Here is a 16,429-nt window from a genome sequence, read left to right as displayed (position 1 = left end):
CCTCCCCGCCCATGCCGGTACCGGGGTACGACCGCGTCCGGCCCGGATCACGACCCGGCGGAAGCACTCAGTCGAAGTCCTCCAGCCCTTGCAGACGGAGCTGCTCGAGGTCGAGCCGCGCCGAGATCCGGCGCACGATCACGTCGTCGACGGTGCCGGAGCGCCGCAGGCCGAGCAGCACCTCGCGCTTGCGGTCGAGCAGCGCGAGCTTGAGCCGGGTGAGTTCGTCGTGCCGGACCAGCGGCGAGCGCTGCAGGACGTCGACGTCCTCGGAGGTCGCGATCATCTGCAGCGTCGCGCCCTCGATGACGGTCCGGCGCCGGCCGGATCCGCCCGCGCCGTCGGAGATCGGATCCTCGTCGGCGGCGCCGGAGGCCGTGCCCGCGGCGAGCGGATCCGCTCCGTCCTCGCGGGCGTCGGTCCCGGCGGCCAGCGGGTCGGGCTGGCCGAGCATCTCGTCGAGCGCCCGCACCTCGGCGTCGACCAGCGCCTGCTCGCGGGCGAGCGTGCGCGCGTTCGTGTACTCCAGCATCTGATAGCCCTCGAAGCGGATCCGATCGCGCACCTCGTCGCTGATCTCGTGCTGCACGGCGAGGTCGTCGAGGGCGGCGAGCGCGGCGCCCGAGATGGTGCGCTCGGCGAGCTCGTACTCCTCGACCTCGCCCTGATCCGCGGGGATGCGCGCCCAGCGCACGATCGCCGGCAGCAGCATCCCCTGCACCAGCAGGCTGAGCAGGATCACCCCTGCGGTGACGAACACGATCTCGTCGCGGCCGTCGAGCGCGCCCCCGGCCACGGCGCCGGCGGGGACGGACAGCGCGATCGCGAGGGACACCGCGCCGCGCATGCCGGCGAAGGTGCTGAGCACCCGCGACCGCGCCCGCACGCCGCGCGGCGGGCGCGGTCCGCTGCGGCCGTAGAACGGCACGCTGAGCAATTGGAACAGATACCGCACGACGAGCAGCGCGACCCACACGGCGACGGTAACGAGCACCAGGCGCCCGATCGCGCCGGCCGAGATCTGATGCACGACGTACTGCACCTCGAGACCGATCAGCACGAAGAGGGCGCCGTTGAGGAGGAACACCCCGAACGGCCAGGCCGATTCCGCCTGACGACGCGACGGCGCGGTCGTCACCGTCGGCGACACGTAGGCGATGATCACGCCGGCGACCACGACCGCGAGCACGCCGGATGCCCCGATGAGCTCGGCGAGCAGGAAGGCCACGAACGGGATGAGCAGCAGCGTGGTGTTGATGACGATCGTGGATCCGATCGCGCGCAGCAGGAGGTAGCCGAGGGCCGCCACGGCCACGCCCGCGGCGATGCCGCCCGCGTAGGAGACGACGACGATCCAGGTCACGCTGAGCGGGGTGATGTGCCCTCCGACGGCGAGGGAGAGCCCGATCGCGTACAGCACGAGCGCGGTGCCGTCGTTGGTGAGGCTCTCCGCCTTGAGCTTCATGAACATGCGCCGCGGCAGCATCCGCCCGAGCGCGGCGACGGCGGTCGCGTCCGGCGGGGCGACCGCCGCGCCGAGGATCAGCGCGGTCTCCCAGGGCAGGCCGAACAGGATTCCGATGCCGGCCACGGCGAACGCCGACGCCACGACGAGCAGCGTGCTCATCGGCAGGATGTAGCGGAAGTCGCGGCGGATCGAGCGCAGCGAGGTGGTGAGGCTCTCCCAGAACAGCATCACGGGCAGGAACAGCAGCAGCACGGTCTCCGGCGGCAGCTGGATCTCCCGCAGCGCCGGGACGAAGCCCAGCGCGAGCCCGAGGACGACGAGCACGAGCGGCAGCGCCAGCCGCAGCCGCGGCGCGAGCAGCGCCCCCGTCAGGATCGTCAGCCCCAGCAGGACCGTGACCTCGAGACCTTCCATGCGCTGTCTCCTCTCGCCCGGTCGCGGACGGCGAGCGCCATCCGCTCAGGGCACAGCGCCGCCTGCCTCCACGGTATTCCCCGCGCGTCCCGAGCGACAGAGCGGCGCGGGCCGCAGCGCGGCGTCCGACGAGATCGGGACGCCTCCCCCGAGCGCCAGGCCGGCCACCGTCGTCTGAGCCGAGCAGGAGCCGTCAGCGCCGTCTCCGGCCGCGCCGCCGGGAGGCGCTCAGCCGCGCGTACTCCAGGGGCGCGGCGAGGCAGGAGCACAGCCCCCGGACCGCCCGTCCGATGACCCGCGAACCGTGAGCCCGTCGCCGTCGATACCCGCATCGACGGCGACGGGCTGCAGTCCCCAGCGCGTAGACGATCGTCTACACTTCCCCGCGAGCGAGGCTAGCACGACGGCGCGCACGGATCGAGCGGGGACGCAGGCTCAGGCTCCGAGACGCCGGATCACATCCGCCACGACCTCGCCGGAATCCGGGATCCCGATCCCGGTGAGCGCGGCCTGCACGAAGAGAAGTTCGCGTTGAGGTCCGAAATCCTCGGTGAACCGTGCCGAGGAGAGGAACCCCGTCAGCAGCACGACGAGGAACTGCACCGCCTCCTCGACGGGACAGACGAGGGGGCACCCCTCCTCCCGAACCGCTGCGGTCAGGGGGGCGCGCAGCACGTCCGCGACCATGCGACGCAGCGGCACGACCCGGCGAGCATCGATCGCCGGGTCCTGCGCGAGAAGGACCGCCGCGGCGAACACGGGGTCGGTGCGCCAGGCCGCGGAGATCCCGCCGATCGCGAAGATGCAGGCGCGGATGGAACTCGCGGGGAACGCGTCCTGCGCGGCGCGGAGGATTCCGGGCCCCCGGCGCACGGCTTCGGCGATGATCGCCTCGACGAGATCGTCCTTCGTCGGGAAGTGGCGACTGAACGCGCCCTTCGTGAGTCCGATCCGCTCCGCCGTCCGGGACAGCGACGCCGCGGTGTAGCCGCGTGCGACGATCTCCTCGGCTGCGGCGACCAGGAGCTTCGCCCGTGTCGCGTCCGCCGCCGCTCCCGGGTTCATGGCCTCAGGATACCGAGCGAGGCGCGAGTCGCCGGTGATCATGCAGGATCGGCGACGTGCGTGTGCATCCGCACGCCCTCGTCGTTGAAGATGCTGATGATCTGGGCCGGACGCCCGCCTGCCGCGGACATCGCATGCGGCGTGCGGGTGTCGAACTCGGCAGCCTCCCCGCGACCGAGGATGAGATCCTGCGCGCCGAGCCGGAGACGCAGCCGTCCCGAGATCACGGAGAACCACTCGTAGCCGTCGTGCACGCGCAGCGCAGGGAGCCGGCCCGTCGGCGGGTAGGTGATCCGGTAGGTGTGCACGGGAGACCCCTCCGGTGAGAGCGGGACGATGACGAGTCCGTCGCGGCGGATCTCCGAGCGGCGGATGCGAGGGTCCGGGGTCTCATCGGGCAGGAGGTCGTCGAGCCGAATGCCCAGGCGCCGGGTCAGCGGCAGCAGCAGCTCCAGACTCGCCTGGCGTTTTCCCGATTCCAGGCGGGACAGCGTGCTGGTCGACATCTCGGCCTTCTCCGCCAGCTCGTCGAGCGTCCAGCCGCGGGCACGGCGAGCCGCCCGCAGCCGCGGTCCCACCTGCGCGAGCTCGTCGTCCATGGCTCTCTCTCTTGCTGAATCTGCAAAGTCACTTGCACTTCTGTGATCCTACCCGTGGACTGGACCCATGGAAGCACTGAACTCCCCCTCCTCGTGCTGGGATGCGATCGTCATCGGCGGCGGAGCGGCCGGCCTCTCCGCCGCCCTCCTGCTCGGACGGGCGAGACGCCGCACGCTGGTCGTCGATGCCGGCGAGCCCCGCAACCGCTTTGCGGCGCACATGCACGGCGTCCTCGGCAACGAGGGGACTCCCCCGCTGGATCTCGTGCGGCGCGGCAGGGCGGAGGCCGGGGCCTACGGCGTCGCGTTCCGCGAGGCAGCGGTGGCCGTGGTGAGCGAAGATGGGGACCGCCTCACGGTCGTCCTCGACGACGGCAACGCGGAGAGCACCCGCGCGATCGTGGTCGCCAGCGGGATCAGTGACGACCTCGCCGCGATCCCCGGGCTCGCCGAGCGCTGGGGCACGAGCGTGCTGCACTGCCCCTATTGCCACGGCTGGGAGGTGCGCGACCGTCGTCTTGCCGTGCTCGCCAGCTCGCCTGCGTCCCTGCATCAGGCGAAGATGGTGCGGCAATGGAGCGACCAGGTCGTCCTCTTCTCGGCCGGGCTCGGCGCGCTCGACGCTGAGGAGGAGCGCCTGCTGCGCTCCCGCGGCGTGGAGATCGTCTCGTCGCCGGCGGTCGAGGTGATCGGCGACGGCACCGCGGTCTCGGCGATCCGCACCGCCGACGGCGTGGAGCACTCCGTCGACGCCGTATTCACCGGCGGCCGGCCGGTGCCGCACGACGGATTCCTGGGCGGACTCGGGCTCGCCCGCGTGGAGTTCCCGTCGGGGCTCGGATCCTTCCTCGAGGCGGACGCGACCGGGAGGACGTCGCACGCGCGCATCTGGGCGGCGGGCAATGTCGTGAACCCCATGTCGACGGTCCCGATGGCGATCGGCGCGGGCGCGATGGCCGGGGCCGCAGTCAACGGGGTGCTCGTCGAGGAGGACTTCCGGCTCGCGGACGAGGCCCGGCTCAGCCCAGCTGCTCGGTGAGCTCGAACCAGCGCAGCTCGAGTTCCTCGACCTCCGCCTCCTGCGCCGAGATCTCCTTCATCTTCTCGCCGAGGCCCGCATAGTCGGACTGGTCGTGGTCGGCGAGGGCGTGCTTGGCCGTGTCGATCTGCGCCGCCAGCTTCTGCATGCGACGTTCGAGCGCGGTGACCTCCTTCTCCGCGGCACGGCGATCGGCGCCGCTCAGCGCCGGCGCGGCAGTCGGGGCGGAGACGGATCCGGATCCCGCTCCCGTCTCCTTCGGGTGGCTCTGCTCGAGCGCCCGCAGCCGCAGGTACTCGTCCACGCCGCCGGGCAGGTGCCGCAGGCGCCGGTCCAGGATCGCGTACTGCTGATCGGTGACCCGCTCCAGGAAGTACCGGTCGTGGCTCACCACGAGGAGCGTCCCCGGCCAGGAGTCGAGGAGGTCCTCGATCGCGGCGAGCATGTCGGTGTCCATGTCGTTCGTGGGCTCGTCGAGGATCATCACGTTGGGCTGATCCAGCAGCACGAGCAGGAGCTGCAGGCGGCGCTGCTGGCCTCCGGAGAGGTCCTTGACCGGGGTGGACAGCTGCGCCGAGGAGAATCCGAGGCGCTCCAGCAGCTGTCCCGGGGTGAGCTCTGCGGCCTTGGACCCGGTGCCGAACGTGTACGTCGTGCGCAGGCGCCCGATCACGACCCGCACGGGTTCGTCCCAGACGTCCTGCAGCTCGTCGAGCCGCTGGGTCAGCGTGCGCACCTGCACGGTCTTGCCGTGCTTGACCCTGCCGCTCGTCGGCGCCAGGCTGCCTGCGACGAGGCTCAGCAGCGTCGACTTGCCGGCGCCGTTGACGCCGAGGATGCCGGTGCGCTCGCCCGGCGCGATCCGCCATTCCACGTCGCGCAGCACCTCGCGCTCCGGGGCGGATCCGCTCGCCGGGAAGGTCACGCCCGCGTCGATGAGGTCGACGACGTCCTTGCCGAGCCGCGAGACGGCGAGCGACTGCAGCGCGATGCGGTCGCGGATCTCGGGCACGTCGGAGATGAGCTCGTTCGCGGCGTCGATGCGGAACTTGGGCTTCGAGGTGCGGGCGGGGGCGCCGCGGCGCAGCCAGGCGAGCTCCTTGCGGGCGAGGTTCTGGCGCTTCGCCTCGCTCGCCGCCGCCATCCGGTCGCGCTCGACGCGCTGCAGGATGTAAGCGGCATACCCGCCCTCGAAGGGCTCGACGATCCGGTCGTGCACCTCCCAGGTCTCCGTGCACACCTCGTCCAGGAACCAGCGGTCGTGCGTGACGACCATGAGCGCGCCCTGACCCGCCGGCCAGCGCCGCTTCAGGTGCTCGGCGAGCCAGCCGATCGCCTCGACGTCGAGGTGGTTGGTGGGCTCGTCCAGCGCGATGATGTCCCAGTCGCCGGCGAGCAGCTTCGCGAGCGCCACGCGGCGGCGCTGCCCCCCGGACAGGTCGGCGACGGAGGCGTTCCAGTCGAGGTCGCTCACGAGGCCGTCGATCACGTCGCGGACCTTCGGATCCCCCGCCCACTCGTGCTCGGGGGTGTCGCCGACGATCGCCGCGCCGACCGTGAGGGCGTCGTCGAGCACGTCGGCCTGGTCGAGCACCCCGATCGTGGTGCCGCCGCGGACGGTCACCCGCCCCGCATCGGGGTCGAGCCGCCCCGCGAGCATCGCGAGGAGGCTCGACTTGCCGTCGCCGTTGCGACCGACGATGCCGATCCGGTCGCCCTCCTCGATGCCGAGGGTCACGGAGTCGAAGACGATGCGGGTGGGGAACTCGAGGTGGAGGCCTTCGGCCCCGAGAAGATGTGCCATGTCGGCTTCCAGGGTAGTCGGGCCGCCACGGAAGCCGCCGAGCCGGCGGGCGCGCTCTGCTCAGGCGAGGCGCAGGTGCACGATGTCACCCGCGGCGATGCGGTGCTCCGTTGCGTCCGCGGACACGATCAGGCAGCCGTCCGCGCCGAGCCCGGTCGCCTCGCCGATCAGTTCGGCGCCCCCGGGAAGCATCACCCGGACGGTGCGGCCGAGCGTGTCGCAGCGCGCGGCGACGGCGTCGCGCAGACCGCTCGCGACGGCGGAGCCGTGCTCCGAGAGCGCTTCGATCCATCCGTCCAGCCGCGCCAGATAGCCGGCGACGAGCAGATCGAGATCGGCCTGCCCGCCCTCGACGGCGAACGAGGTGGCGGTCTCGACGGGGAGCTGCTCGGCCGTCATCGCCGTGTTCACGCCGGAACCGACGATCACGACGTCGGCCCCGGTGGCCTCCGCGAGGATGCCGCAGATCTTGCGATCGCCCACCAGGACGTCGTTCGGCCACTTCACGCCCACGCTCCGTTCGGGCAGCTGCGCGGCGATCGCATCGGCCATGGCGAGACCCGCCGCGAGCGGGATCCAGCCGCGCTCCGCGAGGGGGACCCGCGGCACCCGCAGCAGCACCGACAGCGCCAGCGCGGATCCCGCCGGTGCCGTCCAGATCCGGTCGAGCCGCCCGCGCCCGGCGACCTGGTCCTCGGTGAGGATCGCCGACAGGTGCGGCCACCCCTCCGCGTCGCCCGCGTGCGCACGCAGGTCGGCGTTCGTGGACCCGGTGGACGCGACGACGTCGAGCCGCGCCGCGGCGGCCGTGCTGTGCGGGAAGCTCATGCGGTCACCCTACCGAGCGCTCGATACTCGAGTCGTCTCCCTGAGCACGGCCTATCGGTCGTGCTCAGGGAGACGACTCGAGTATCGGAGGGTCCGTACAGAGGATCCCGCCCCGGAGTTGTGCCTCTCATCCAACGGGCGCCGAGGCCCCGGCGCTAATGTGGGAACCGTGACGGACACGCCTGACCTCTACACGACCGCCGGCAAGATCGCCGACCTCCGCCGCCGCTACGACGAGGCCGTCGTCTCGGCCGAGGCGAAGGCCAAGGAGAAGCAGCACGCCAAGGGCAAGATGACCGCCCGCGAGCGCATCGAGCTGCTGGTGGATCCGGGCAGCTTCGTCGAGTTCGACGAGTACGTGCGTCACCGCACCACCGCCTTCGGGATGGACAAGAACCGCCCCTACGGCGACTCGGTCGTCACGGGCGTCGGCACCATCAACGGCCGCACGGTCGCCGTGTACTCGCAGGACTTCACGACGTTCGGAGGCTCGCTCGGCGAGGTCTCCGGCGACAAGATCATCAAGATCATGGAGTTCGCCCTGCGCAGCGGCGTGCCCATCATCGGAATCCTCGACTCGGGCGGCGCCCGCATCCAGGAGGGCGTGCTCGCGCTCAGCAAGTACGGCGAGATCTTCCGCGCGAACACCCGCTCGTCGGGCGTCATCCCGCAGATCTCGATCATCATGGGGCCGGCTGCCGGCGGTGCCGTGTACGGCCCGGCGCTCACCGACTTCGTGATCATGGTCGACAAGACCAGCCAGATGTTCGTGACCGGCCCCGACGTCATCAAGACCGTCACCGGCGAGGACGTGGGGATGGAGGAGCTCGGCGGCGCCTACACGCACAACACCCGCTCGGGCGTCGCGCACTACCTCGCCGAGGACGAGGACGACGCGATCGACTATGCCCGCACCCTGCTCGGCTTCCTGCCGGACAACAACATGGCGGAGCTGCCCACCTACTCCAGCGACTTCGAGTTCGAGACCACGGACGCCGACCGCACGCTGAACACCCTCATCCCGGACTCGGCGAACCAGCCCTATGACATCCACACCGTCATCGAGCGCGTCGTCGACGGCGCGGAGTTCCTCGAGGTGCAGCCGCTGTTCGCGCCCAACATCGTGATCGGCTTCGGCCGGGTCGAGGGACGCTCGGTCGGCATCATCGCCAACCAGCCGTCGCAGATGGCGGGAACGCTGAACATCGAGGCCGGCGAGAAGGCCAGCCGCTTCGTCCGCTTCTGCGACGCGTTCTCCATCCCGATCGTCACGCTGGTCGACGTGCCCGGCTACCTCCCCGGCACCGACCAGGAGTGGACGGGCGTGATCCGCCGTGGCGCGAAGCTCATCTACGCCTACGCCGAGGCCACGGTGCCGCTGGTGACCGTGATCCTGCGCAAGGCCTACGGCGGCGCGTACATCGTCATGGGATCCAAGCAGCTCGGCGCCGACGTGAACCTCGCCTGGCCCACCGCGGAGATCGCCGTCATGGGCGGCCAGGGCGCGGTGAACATCCTCTACCGCGGCGAGATCAAGCGCGCCGAGGAGGCCGGCGAGGACGTCGCCGCCGTGCGCACGCGCCTCGCGAACGAGTACACCTACAACGTCACCAGCCCGTTCCTGGCCGCCGAGCGCGGCGAGATCGACGGGATCATCGAGCCGGCGAACACCCGCGTCTCCATCGCGAAGGCGCTGCGCGCCCTGCGCGGAAAGCGCGCCGAGCTGCCCCCGAAGAAGCACGGGAACATCCCGCTGTGAGCGGCGAGGACGCGGCCGACGCGGTCGAGATCCAGGTGCTCCGCGGCTCCGCCACCGAGGAGGAGCTCGCGGCGCTCATCGCCGTGCTCTCCGAGGCCTTCGTGGCCGAGGAGGCCGATGCGGTGGCCGCCGAGAAGCCCGTCTCCGCCTGGGGGCGCACGCAGCGCGGTCTGCGCGCGCCGCTCCGGCGCGACATCCCCTGGGGACGCTTCGCGGGCTGAGCGGAGCCCGCGCGGAGGGGGTCCGCGCGCAGGATTTTCGCCTGCGTCTGGATTTGTCCCCCAAAATACCTACAGACATCCTGGGGACGACCCGGAAGACTCTTTCTTGCAACGCTTCGCGTTCGACCGGATCTCTGCCACAGGGTAGGTAGACGATCTCCGGTCTTTGCGGACGGTTTTCGGGTAACTGTTCCGCACTGGCGAGGGGTGTGCGGCTTCGCCGCCCCTCGCCCTTTCTTCTTCTCCGGCTCCCTCCGACGCACGCGCGCCCCTCTCGGGCTCTGCGCCCGCGGACCCCGGATCCGGTCAGTGCGCCGAGGAATCCCGCGGGATCTCGCGCCAGAGCTCGACCGAGTCCTCATCGGACGACTCCCCCGCCGCCGTGCGCCCGACCACGGTGACCGCGATCCGGGCGTCCTTGGGCGCGCGGATGATGAGCCGCGCCGAGGACGCGTCGGAGAGCACCTCGGCCAGCTCCTCCCTGATGCGGCTCTTGTCCTGATCGTCGAGCCCGTCCAGACCGCCGTCGTCGAAGACCGTGACCGACGCGCCCCGTGCGCGCGCCGACTCGATCGCGGCGCGGGCGCGCTCGTTCAGCAGATCGCCGCCGCGGATCTCGTCGCGCAGCCGCCCCTCGGCCAGGTGCGCGATGCGCCGCTCCTCGTCGGAGAGCTCGCCGCGGGTCTCGATGACGCGCGCCAGCACCGGTCCCGCCACGGTGAGGGCGTACTGCACGCGCTCGCGGCGCTCGCGCTGCCGCACGATCTGCGTCGCCTGCCAGGCGGAGGCCGCCTGCTGGATCCCCGCGAGGCGATCGGTGTCGCGCACCGCTCGCCGCCAGAACGCGACGAGCAGCTGGGCGATCACCATCCACACGGTCGATCCGACCAGCCCCAGGCCGAGGGCGTCGAAGAACCCGATCCAGGCCGTCGAGGCGATCGTGAGCAACAGCAGCACCAGCCATCCGGCCAGGGGCCGGCGCCGCACGATGCAGACGACGCCGGTCAGGCCGACGGATCCGATGTACCAGGTCGCGTAAGGCGCGCGCAGCGCGGCCGGATCCAGGCCGAGGTTGTTCAGCTGCGGGATCGCGATCGCGGACACCAGGGCCAGAGCGGCCGCCCACCGCGGCATCTGCGCCGAGCGCCCCGCGCCGACGAGGGCGATCACCGCGAAGGAGGCCAGGTAGATGGCGACCGCGAGCAGCACCAGCAGGGGGCGCGGCGGCGGCGCCGTCCACCACAGGGCGCGGGCGGCGAAGTAACAGGCGAACACGAGCGCGAGCCCGGTGGCGACGATGCGGACGGTGAGCCTCATGACTGCGACCACCCCAGCGTCACGACGGTGCCGCGGCGATCCGAGTCGATCGTGGCGACCCCGCCCACCGCCGCCATCCGCGCCACGATCGACGCGCGGATGCCGAGGCGATCCGCGCCGACCTGGGCCGGATCGAATCCGCCTCCGGTGTCGCTGACCTTGACGGTGAGCCCGGTGTCGCCGTGCCCCTCCACGACCACGGAGAGCCCGCGCCCGGCGGCGTGCGTGACGGCGTTGCCGATCGCCTGCCGTGCCGCGAGGGCCATCGCCCGCGCCACGCGATCGGGAACGGCGCCGTGCCCGAACTGCTCGACGTCGATCGCGAGTCCCATCTGCACCACCGCGCGGCGGAGATCCTCGGCGAGCAGCTCGACCTGCACGGGCTCCTCGCTGCCCTCCTGCGCCGGCGCCTCCGCGTTCGCGAGGCGGGTGAGCGCCTCCCGCGCCATGTCGACCGCGAGCGCGCGCGCCCGTTCCGTCTCCGCGCGCTCCGCGGCGATCAGGGCCGCCAGCACGCTGTCGTGCATGAGAGCGGCCACGGCGACGCGCTCATGCTCGGTGGCCTCCGCCGCAGCGGCCTCGGTGTACAGCGCGACCGCGCGTCCGCGTGCATCGTCGACGCCGTTGGCGACCGAGCGGAACATCCAGCCGAGGGCGACCAGCACCGCACCCAGGATCAGCGTGAACGACACGTCGAACGCGGTGACGATCCAGAAGTCGGGGGCGAAGTCGCCCTGGATCAGCCGCACGGTGCCGTAGAGCAGCGGCCCGATGAGCACCCAGGCCACCTGTACGCCGAGGGGGAACGCGACGACGGCGGCCACCCCGGCGACGTTGACGAGGAAGAAGATCCAGGGCTGGTCCGACGGGTCCAGATCCTTGTGGGCCGCGACGAACGGCCAGAGCCCGAGGTCGATGATGTAGGCGACGAAGAAGACGCCCGCCGCGATGCGCACGGCGCGTCCGATCGCGCAGCAGAGCAGCATCACGATCCACGGCACGAAGACGAGCGCCATCATGCCGATGTGCGGACCGTCGACGAGCCGCATCTTGATGATCGCGTTGACCAGCGCCTGGGTGCCGAGGGCGAGCGCGCCCACTCCGACGACGATGACGATGATGCGCTCGATGCGCCGTCCGGCGAAGCGCTCCAGCTCCTGCCCGACCTCGCCCGGCGTCGGGATCTTCTCCCACGCCTCCCTGAGTCCCTGAGCGCCCGACATGCTCTAGCCCTCCCGCCGCGGCGCCCTCCGCGGGACGCCGGAGTCAGCCGACACTCTGCGGGTCCTCCTGAGCGGTCTCCACGATGCCGTCCTCCATGGCGCGTCGCAGCAGGTCGACCTTGGTGGGCGCGGGGCGCCCCACCTCCACGTACTTCACCCGGATCCGGGTGATGTTCTCCTTGGCCGTCGAGTAGGCGACGCCGAGCCGCTCCGCCACGACCTTCAGCGGAAGGCCGGTCGCGTACAGGCGCAGCACCTCGCGCTCCCGCGTGGAGAGCTGCGCATCGGCGAACGCCGTGTCGCCGTCGACGGCGTTGGCCCACTCCACGTTGTTCAGCGCATCCCCGCGGGCGACCGTGCGCACGGCGGCGATCACGTCGTCCAGCGGAGAGGACTTGCTGATGACGCCGGCCGCCCCGGCGGCGAGGGCCTCGCGCACGGCGACCGGCCGATCGGCGACGCTGTGGATGACCACGCTGGATCCGTCGATGACGAGTCGCGTGACGTTCTCGGTCACCGTCGTCCCGTCGCCGAGGGTGAGATCGAGCAGCACCACGTCGGCCGGCACCGTCAGGGTGCGTCCGCGCGCTTCGAGGTACTCGGCGACGCCGGCGCCCGAGAACACGACGTCGAAGTCGGCCCGCTCGAGCGCGGCGGCGAGTCCCAGACGAACGGACTCGTGGTCGTCGATCAGGGCTACGCTGCTCACGGTCTCACCCTATCCCGTGCGGGCGCGCGGATCCGGCCACGCCGGAGCGCGGAACCGGCGGTGCCGGACCGGCCTATCGGGTGAGCAGCGCGACCGTCTCGAGGTGGTGCGAGTGCGGGAACAGATCGAAGGCCCGCATCCGGCGCGGTTCGAAGCCGAGCCCCCGGAACGTGGCGAGGTCGCGGGCGAGTGCGACCGGATCGCAGGCGACGTACACGATCGCGGCGGGGTCGAGCGCCGCGACGTCCTCGACCACGGCGCGCCCGGCCCCGGACCGCGGCGGGTCCAGCACGACCGCACCGCCGGCGACGTCGCGCAGGCCGGGGTCGTCCGCCTTCAGGAACCGGTCGACGCGCGCGGTCACTGCCCGCACGTCCAGGTCGCTCAGGTTCGCGGCCGCGTGCCGGGTGGCACGCGGGGAGGACTCGACGGTGGTGATGCGCCGCGCGCCGGCCCGCGCCAGCGTCGCCGAGAACAGCCCCACGCCGCCGTAGAGATCGAGGTGCGCGGCCTCGGCGTCGACCGCCCCTTCGAGCAGATCCGCGACCGCGCCGTCCAGCAGCCCTGCGGCGGCGGGGTGGATCTGCCAGAACCCGTCGGCATCGAGGGAGAACGAACGCCCGGCCGCCCGTTCGACGATCGTCTGCGGCGCGGCCCGTCGCGGACCGCGACGTCCGCTCCGGCCTCGCGCCTGGCGCTCCGACTCGGGCCGGAGCACCTGGCGCACTTCTCCGTCGGCGGGTTCGATGAGCTCGATCCGCCCCTCGGGCAGTCCACCGAGCCGGCGGGCCGCGGCGTCGATCGCGGGACGCGCGAGCACGTGCTCGGCGACGGGGACGACCCGGTGGCTGCGCGCCGCGAACGGCCCGATCCGCCCGGCATCGTCCACGTGCAGGGTGACGCGGGTGCGCCAGTTCTCGTCGACGCCGGTGGCCTCCACCTCGGGGGCGTCGATCCCTCCCCCGGCGAAGCGGTCCAGCGCCTCCTGCAGCACCCGGCGCTTCAGGACGCGCTGGTGCCCGATCTCGATGTGCCCGAGATCGGCGCCGCCCGGCCGCTGCTCCGGGGCGCGCGTCACGTCGGCCTCCGGCCAGACGTGGGGTCGCCGGTGCGGGGACGCGTCGAGCACCTCGACCGTCTCGGCGCGCCAGAACGAGCGCGTGTCGGCCCCGTCGGCCGGTGCGGCGAGCCGCGCACGCACCCGCTCGCCCGGGATCGCGTCGGAGACGAACACGACGCGGCCCTCGTGCCGGGCGATGAACACCCCGCCGTGCGCGATCGCGGTCACGTCGAGGTCGAGAAGGGCGCCCTCGGACGCGTCGGAATCGCTCACCCCTCGATCATCCCAGACCTCGGGGTCCGTGGATCCCGACCCGATAGCGTGGGTGCATGCGCGTGTGCCTCGCCTCCACCTCGCCCGCCCGGCTCGCCCTGCTGCGGCAGAGCGGCATCGAGCCGATCTGCGTGAGCCCCGACGTCGACGAGGACGCGGTCGCCGCCGCGGAGGCCGAGCGCCTCGGCCGGCCGCTCGCGCCGGAGGAGGTCGTGCTGCTCCTCGGGCGTGCGAAGGCGGCCGAGGTCGCCGGTCGCATCCACGAGCTGGATCCCGGTTTCGCGGGGATCGTGATCGGCGGCGACTCCATGTTCGAGATCGACGGCGCCGTGCACGGCAAGCCCCACGAGCCTGAGCGCGCGATCGCGCGCTGGCATGCGATGCGGGGCCGCACCGGCGTGCTGCACTCCGGGCACAGCGTGATCCTCGTGCGTCCCGATGCCCCCGCCGAGGAGGTGCACGCGGTCGCGGAGGCCGCGGTCACCTTCGCCGCCGACGTGGACGACGCCGAGATCGAGGCCTACGTCGCCACGGGGGAACCGCTGCTCGTCGCGGGAGCCTTCACGGTGGACAGCCTGGGCGGCGCGTTCATCGAGCGCGTCGAGGGCGACCCCTCCACGGTCGTCGGGATGTCGCTGTCGACCCTGCGTCGCCTCGCCGGCCGGCTCGGGATCCGCTGGACCGACCTCTGGAACGCGGTCCCTGGCGCCTCCTGAGCGCGACTCCCGCCGCGCGCCCGCCCGACGTCGGCCCGGCCCTTCGTAGGATCCAGGACGTGAATCCTCCGGATTCTTGTGGAGGGTCGTCAAAAATATCGGCGGCGCTGTCGATAGGCTGACACTCATGCCTGACATCGCCAAGGTGCTCGTCGCCAACCGCGGCGAGATCGCCGTCCGCATCATCCGCGCTGCGCGCGACTCCGGTCTCTCCTCCGTCGCCATCTATGCGGACCAGGACCGTGACGCCATGCACACCCGTCTCGCCGACGAGGCCTACGCCCTCGACGGATCCACGAGTGCGGAGACCTATCTGCAGATCGACAAGATCCTCTCGATCGCCCGGCGCGCGGGCGCGGACGCCGTGCATCCCGGTTACGGCTTCCTCGCCGAGAACGCCGAGTTCGCCCGTGCCGTCATCGGCGCGGGCATGGTCTGGATCGGCCCCTCCCCCGAGGCGATCGAGGCGCTCGGCGACAAGGTGACCGCGCGTCACGTCGCCGAGAAGGTCGGCGCCCCGCTCGCGCCGGGCACCCCCGGCCCCGTCGAGACGGCCGCCGAGGTGGTCGCCTTCGCCGAGCAGGTGGGCCTTCCGATCGCGATCAAGGCCGCATACGGCGGCGGCGGTCGCGGTCTCAAGGTCGCCCGCGAGCTCGACGAGGTCGCCGAGCTCTTCGAGTCCGCCACCCGCGAGGCCGTCGCCGCCTTCGGCCGCGGCGAGTGCTTCGTGGAGAAGTACCTCGACAAGCCGCGCCACGTCGAGACCCAGTGCCTCGCCGACGCCAAGGGCAACGTCGTCGTCATCTCCACGCGCGACTGCTCGCTGCAGCGCCGCCACCAGAAGCTTGTCGAGGAGGCCCCCGCGCCGTTCCTCACCGACGAGCAGAACGCGCTCCTGTACTCCGCGTCCAAGGCGATCCTCAAGGAGGTCGGCTACGTCGGCGCGGGGACCTGCGAGTTCCTCATCGGCGCCGACGGCACCGTCTCGTTCCTCGAGGTGAACACCCGCCTGCAGGTCGAGCACCCGGTCTCCGAGGAGGTCACCGGGATCGACCTCGTCCGCGAGCAGTTCCGCATCGCCGCCGGCGGCACCATCGACTACGACGACCCCGCCCCGCAGGGGCACTCGATCGAGTTCCGGATCAACGGCGAGGACCCCGGCCGGGGCTTCCTGCCGCAGCCGGGTCCCGTGCACGTGTTCAAGACGTTCGGCGGCCCCGGCATCCGCCTCGACTCCGGCGTCACCGCAGGCGATGTGGTCTCCGGCGCGTTCGACTCCCTGCTCGCGAAGATCATCGTGACCGGCAAGGACCGCGCCGAGGCGCTGGAGCGCTCGCGCCGCGCACTCGACGAGTTCGAGGTCTCCGGCCTGCCGACCGTCCTGCCGTTCCACCGCAAGGTCGTCAACGACCCCGCCTTCACGGCGGAGGACGGCACCTTCGGCGTGTACACGCGCTGGATCGAGACGGAGTTCGTCAACGACATCCCGGCGTGGGACGGCGAGCTCGAGGCCGCGGCCGAGCCGAAGGGCCGCCACACGGTCGTCGTCGAGGTCGCCGGCAAGCGCCTCGAGGTGAGCCTGCCCGACCGCGTCGCCGCGTCCGTCGTGGGCACGGGCGGACGCCCCGCGGCGGTGCCGCCGTCGCGTCGCAGCCACGCCAAGACGGTGAACGCCGGCGCCTCCGGCGATGCCGTGAAGTCGCCGATGCAGGCCACGGTCGTCAAGGTCGCGGTCGAGGAGGGGCAGCAGGTCGTCAAGGGCGATCTCGTCGTGGTCCTCGAGGCGATGAAGATGGAGCAGCCGCTGCAGGCGCACAAGGACGGCGTGATCGGCAACATCAACGCCGACGCCGGCGCGACCGTGTCGGCCGGCCACCAGCTCCTCACGATCAGCTGACCGGATCCGCAGGCCCGAAGGCCGCAGGACCGCGATA

General features: G+C 72.0%; 14 protein-coding genes. 5 read left to right on the top strand and 9 right to left on the bottom strand.

All coding sequences use genetic code 11. From position 1 onward, the window contains the following. Positions 1-67: 67 nt before the first annotated feature. The 3 genes from WFJ17_RS04840 to WFJ17_RS04830 all read right to left on the bottom strand — a co-directional run bounded on the left by WFJ17_RS04840 (position 68) and on the right by WFJ17_RS04830 (position 3,546). On the bottom strand, positions 68-1,882 hold the full coding sequence (locus WFJ17_RS04840) for a Na+/H+ antiporter (protein WP_336647818.1): 1,815 nt from the start codon (positions 1,880-1,882) through the stop codon (positions 68-70). A gap of 435 nt (positions 1,883-2,317) precedes the next feature. Then, positions 2,318-2,947: a TetR/AcrR family transcriptional regulator gene (locus WFJ17_RS04835; RefSeq protein ID WP_292881516.1), complete on the bottom strand. Its 630-nt coding sequence runs from the start codon at positions 2,945-2,947 to the stop codon at positions 2,318-2,320. Positions 2,948-2,985: 38 nt separating this feature from the next. Continuing rightward, positions 2,986-3,546 carry a helix-turn-helix domain-containing protein gene (locus WFJ17_RS04830; protein ID WP_336647817.1) on the bottom strand — a complete coding sequence of 187 codons (561 nt, stop codon included), beginning with the start codon at positions 3,544-3,546 and terminating at the stop codon, positions 2,986-2,988. Between the two features lie 67 nt (positions 3,547-3,613). On the opposite strand from WFJ17_RS04830, the gene WFJ17_RS04825 reads away from it, so the two are divergent. Next, entirely contained in the window at positions 3,614-4,585 is a 972-nt protein-coding gene (locus tag WFJ17_RS04825; protein ID WP_336647816.1) for an NAD(P)/FAD-dependent oxidoreductase, read from the top strand. On the opposite strand, the gene WFJ17_RS04820 is transcribed toward WFJ17_RS04825, so the two are convergent. Both WFJ17_RS04820 and WFJ17_RS04815 read right to left on the bottom strand, forming a co-directional pair. Beyond that, entirely contained in the window at positions 4,566-6,389 is a 1,824-nt protein-coding gene (locus WFJ17_RS04820; RefSeq protein ID WP_336647815.1) for an ABC-F family ATP-binding cassette domain-containing protein, read from the bottom strand. The genes WFJ17_RS04825 and WFJ17_RS04820 overlap by 20 nt on opposite strands. A 60-nt stretch (positions 6,390-6,449) precedes the next feature. After that, positions 6,450-7,217, bottom strand: a complete 768-nt coding sequence (locus WFJ17_RS04815; protein WP_336647813.1) for a biotin--[acetyl-CoA-carboxylase] ligase — start codon at positions 7,215-7,217, stop codon at positions 6,450-6,452. A gap of 169 nt (positions 7,218-7,386) precedes the next feature. Here WFJ17_RS04815 and WFJ17_RS04810 point away from each other — a divergent pair, with 169 nt between their 5' ends. Together WFJ17_RS04810 and WFJ17_RS04805 are read left to right on the top strand one after the other, a co-directional pair. Then, the gene (locus tag WFJ17_RS04810) at positions 7,387-8,976 is read left to right on the top strand and encodes an acyl-CoA carboxylase subunit beta (RefSeq protein ID WP_251438436.1); all 1,590 of its coding nucleotides are present in this window, start codon (positions 7,387-7,389) and stop codon (positions 8,974-8,976) included. Further along, positions 8,973-9,197 (top strand): acyl-CoA carboxylase subunit epsilon, encoded by a 225-nt coding sequence (locus WFJ17_RS04805; protein WP_251438437.1) that lies wholly within the window; start codon positions 8,973-8,975, stop codon positions 9,195-9,197. Before WFJ17_RS04810 ends, WFJ17_RS04805 begins: the two co-directional genes overlap by 4 nt. 306 nt (positions 9,198-9,503) lie before the next feature. Here WFJ17_RS04805 and WFJ17_RS04800 read toward each other — a convergent pair whose 3' ends face one another. The 4 genes from WFJ17_RS04800 to WFJ17_RS04785 all read right to left on the bottom strand — a co-directional run bounded on the left by WFJ17_RS04800 (position 9,504) and on the right by WFJ17_RS04785 (position 13,779). Then, positions 9,504-10,514, bottom strand: a complete 1,011-nt coding sequence (locus WFJ17_RS04800) for a hypothetical protein (RefSeq protein ID WP_336647812.1) — start codon at positions 10,512-10,514, stop codon at positions 9,504-9,506. Next, complete coding sequence (locus tag WFJ17_RS04795) at positions 10,511-11,737, bottom strand: sensor histidine kinase (protein WP_251438439.1); 1,227 nt, start codon at positions 11,735-11,737, stop codon at positions 10,511-10,513. The genes WFJ17_RS04800 and WFJ17_RS04795 overlap by 4 nt, the downstream gene beginning before the upstream one ends. A gap of 43 nt (positions 11,738-11,780) precedes the next feature. Next, a complete protein-coding gene (locus WFJ17_RS04790) occupies positions 11,781-12,446 on the bottom strand; it encodes a response regulator transcription factor (RefSeq protein ID WP_292881537.1) in 666 nt (221 codons plus the stop codon). A gap of 73 nt (positions 12,447-12,519) precedes the next feature. Beyond that, positions 12,520-13,779 (bottom strand): class I SAM-dependent RNA methyltransferase, encoded by a 1,260-nt coding sequence (locus tag WFJ17_RS04785; RefSeq protein ID WP_336647811.1) that lies wholly within the window; start codon positions 13,777-13,779, stop codon positions 12,520-12,522. A 56-nt stretch (positions 13,780-13,835) separates the two neighbouring features. Between WFJ17_RS04785 and WFJ17_RS04780 the strand changes: the two genes are divergently transcribed. Together WFJ17_RS04780 and WFJ17_RS04775 are read left to right on the top strand one after the other, a co-directional pair. After that, positions 13,836-14,495: a Maf family protein gene (locus WFJ17_RS04780; RefSeq protein WP_336647810.1), complete on the top strand. Its 660-nt coding sequence runs from the start codon at positions 13,836-13,838 to the stop codon at positions 14,493-14,495. Positions 14,496-14,622: 127 nt separating this feature from the next. Next, complete coding sequence (locus WFJ17_RS04775; RefSeq protein ID WP_336647809.1) at positions 14,623-16,392, top strand: acetyl/propionyl/methylcrotonyl-CoA carboxylase subunit alpha; 1,770 nt, start codon at positions 14,623-14,625, stop codon at positions 16,390-16,392. Positions 16,393-16,429 lie beyond the last annotated feature (37 nt).

This window comes from Microbacterium sp. MMO-10, from assembly GCF_037148715.1.
In the GTDB taxonomy this organism is placed as follows: Bacteria; Actinomycetota; Actinomycetes; order Actinomycetales; family Microbacteriaceae; genus Microbacterium.
Note: the sequence above shows the minus strand (reverse complement) of the source record. Positions and strands in the feature narration are given on the sequence as shown.

Bases quoted from the DNA above. Each gene is read 5' to 3' on its own strand.
- WFJ17_RS04815 (WP_336647813.1), bottom strand. From the start codon at position 7,217: ATGAGCTTCCCGCACAGCACGGCCGCCGCGGCGCGGCTCGACGTCGTC.
- WFJ17_RS04775 (WP_336647809.1), top strand. From the start codon at position 14,623: ATGCCTGACATCGCCAAGGTGCTCGTCGCCAACCGCGGCGAGATCGCC.
- WFJ17_RS04800 (WP_336647812.1), bottom strand. From the start codon at position 10,514: ATGAGGCTCACCGTCCGCATCGTCGCCACCGGGCTCGCGCTCGTGTTC.
- WFJ17_RS04840 (WP_336647818.1), bottom strand. From the start codon at position 1,882: ATGGAAGGTCTCGAGGTCACGGTCCTGCTGGGGCTGACGATCCTGACG.
- WFJ17_RS04825 (WP_336647816.1), top strand. From the start codon at position 3,614: ATGGAAGCACTGAACTCCCCCTCCTCGTGCTGGGATGCGATCGTCATC.
- WFJ17_RS04795 (WP_251438439.1), bottom strand. From the start codon at position 11,737: ATGTCGGGCGCTCAGGGACTCAGGGAGGCGTGGGAGAAGATCCCGACG.
- WFJ17_RS04820 (WP_336647815.1), bottom strand. From the start codon at position 6,389: ATGGCACATCTTCTCGGGGCCGAAGGCCTCCACCTCGAGTTCCCCACC.
- WFJ17_RS04780 (WP_336647810.1), top strand. From the start codon at position 13,836: ATGCGCGTGTGCCTCGCCTCCACCTCGCCCGCCCGGCTCGCCCTGCTG.
- WFJ17_RS04830 (WP_336647817.1), bottom strand. From the start codon at position 3,546: ATGGACGACGAGCTCGCGCAGGTGGGACCGCGGCTGCGGGCGGCTCGC.
- WFJ17_RS04835 (WP_292881516.1), bottom strand. From the start codon at position 2,947: ATGAACCCGGGAGCGGCGGCGGACGCGACACGGGCGAAGCTCCTGGTC.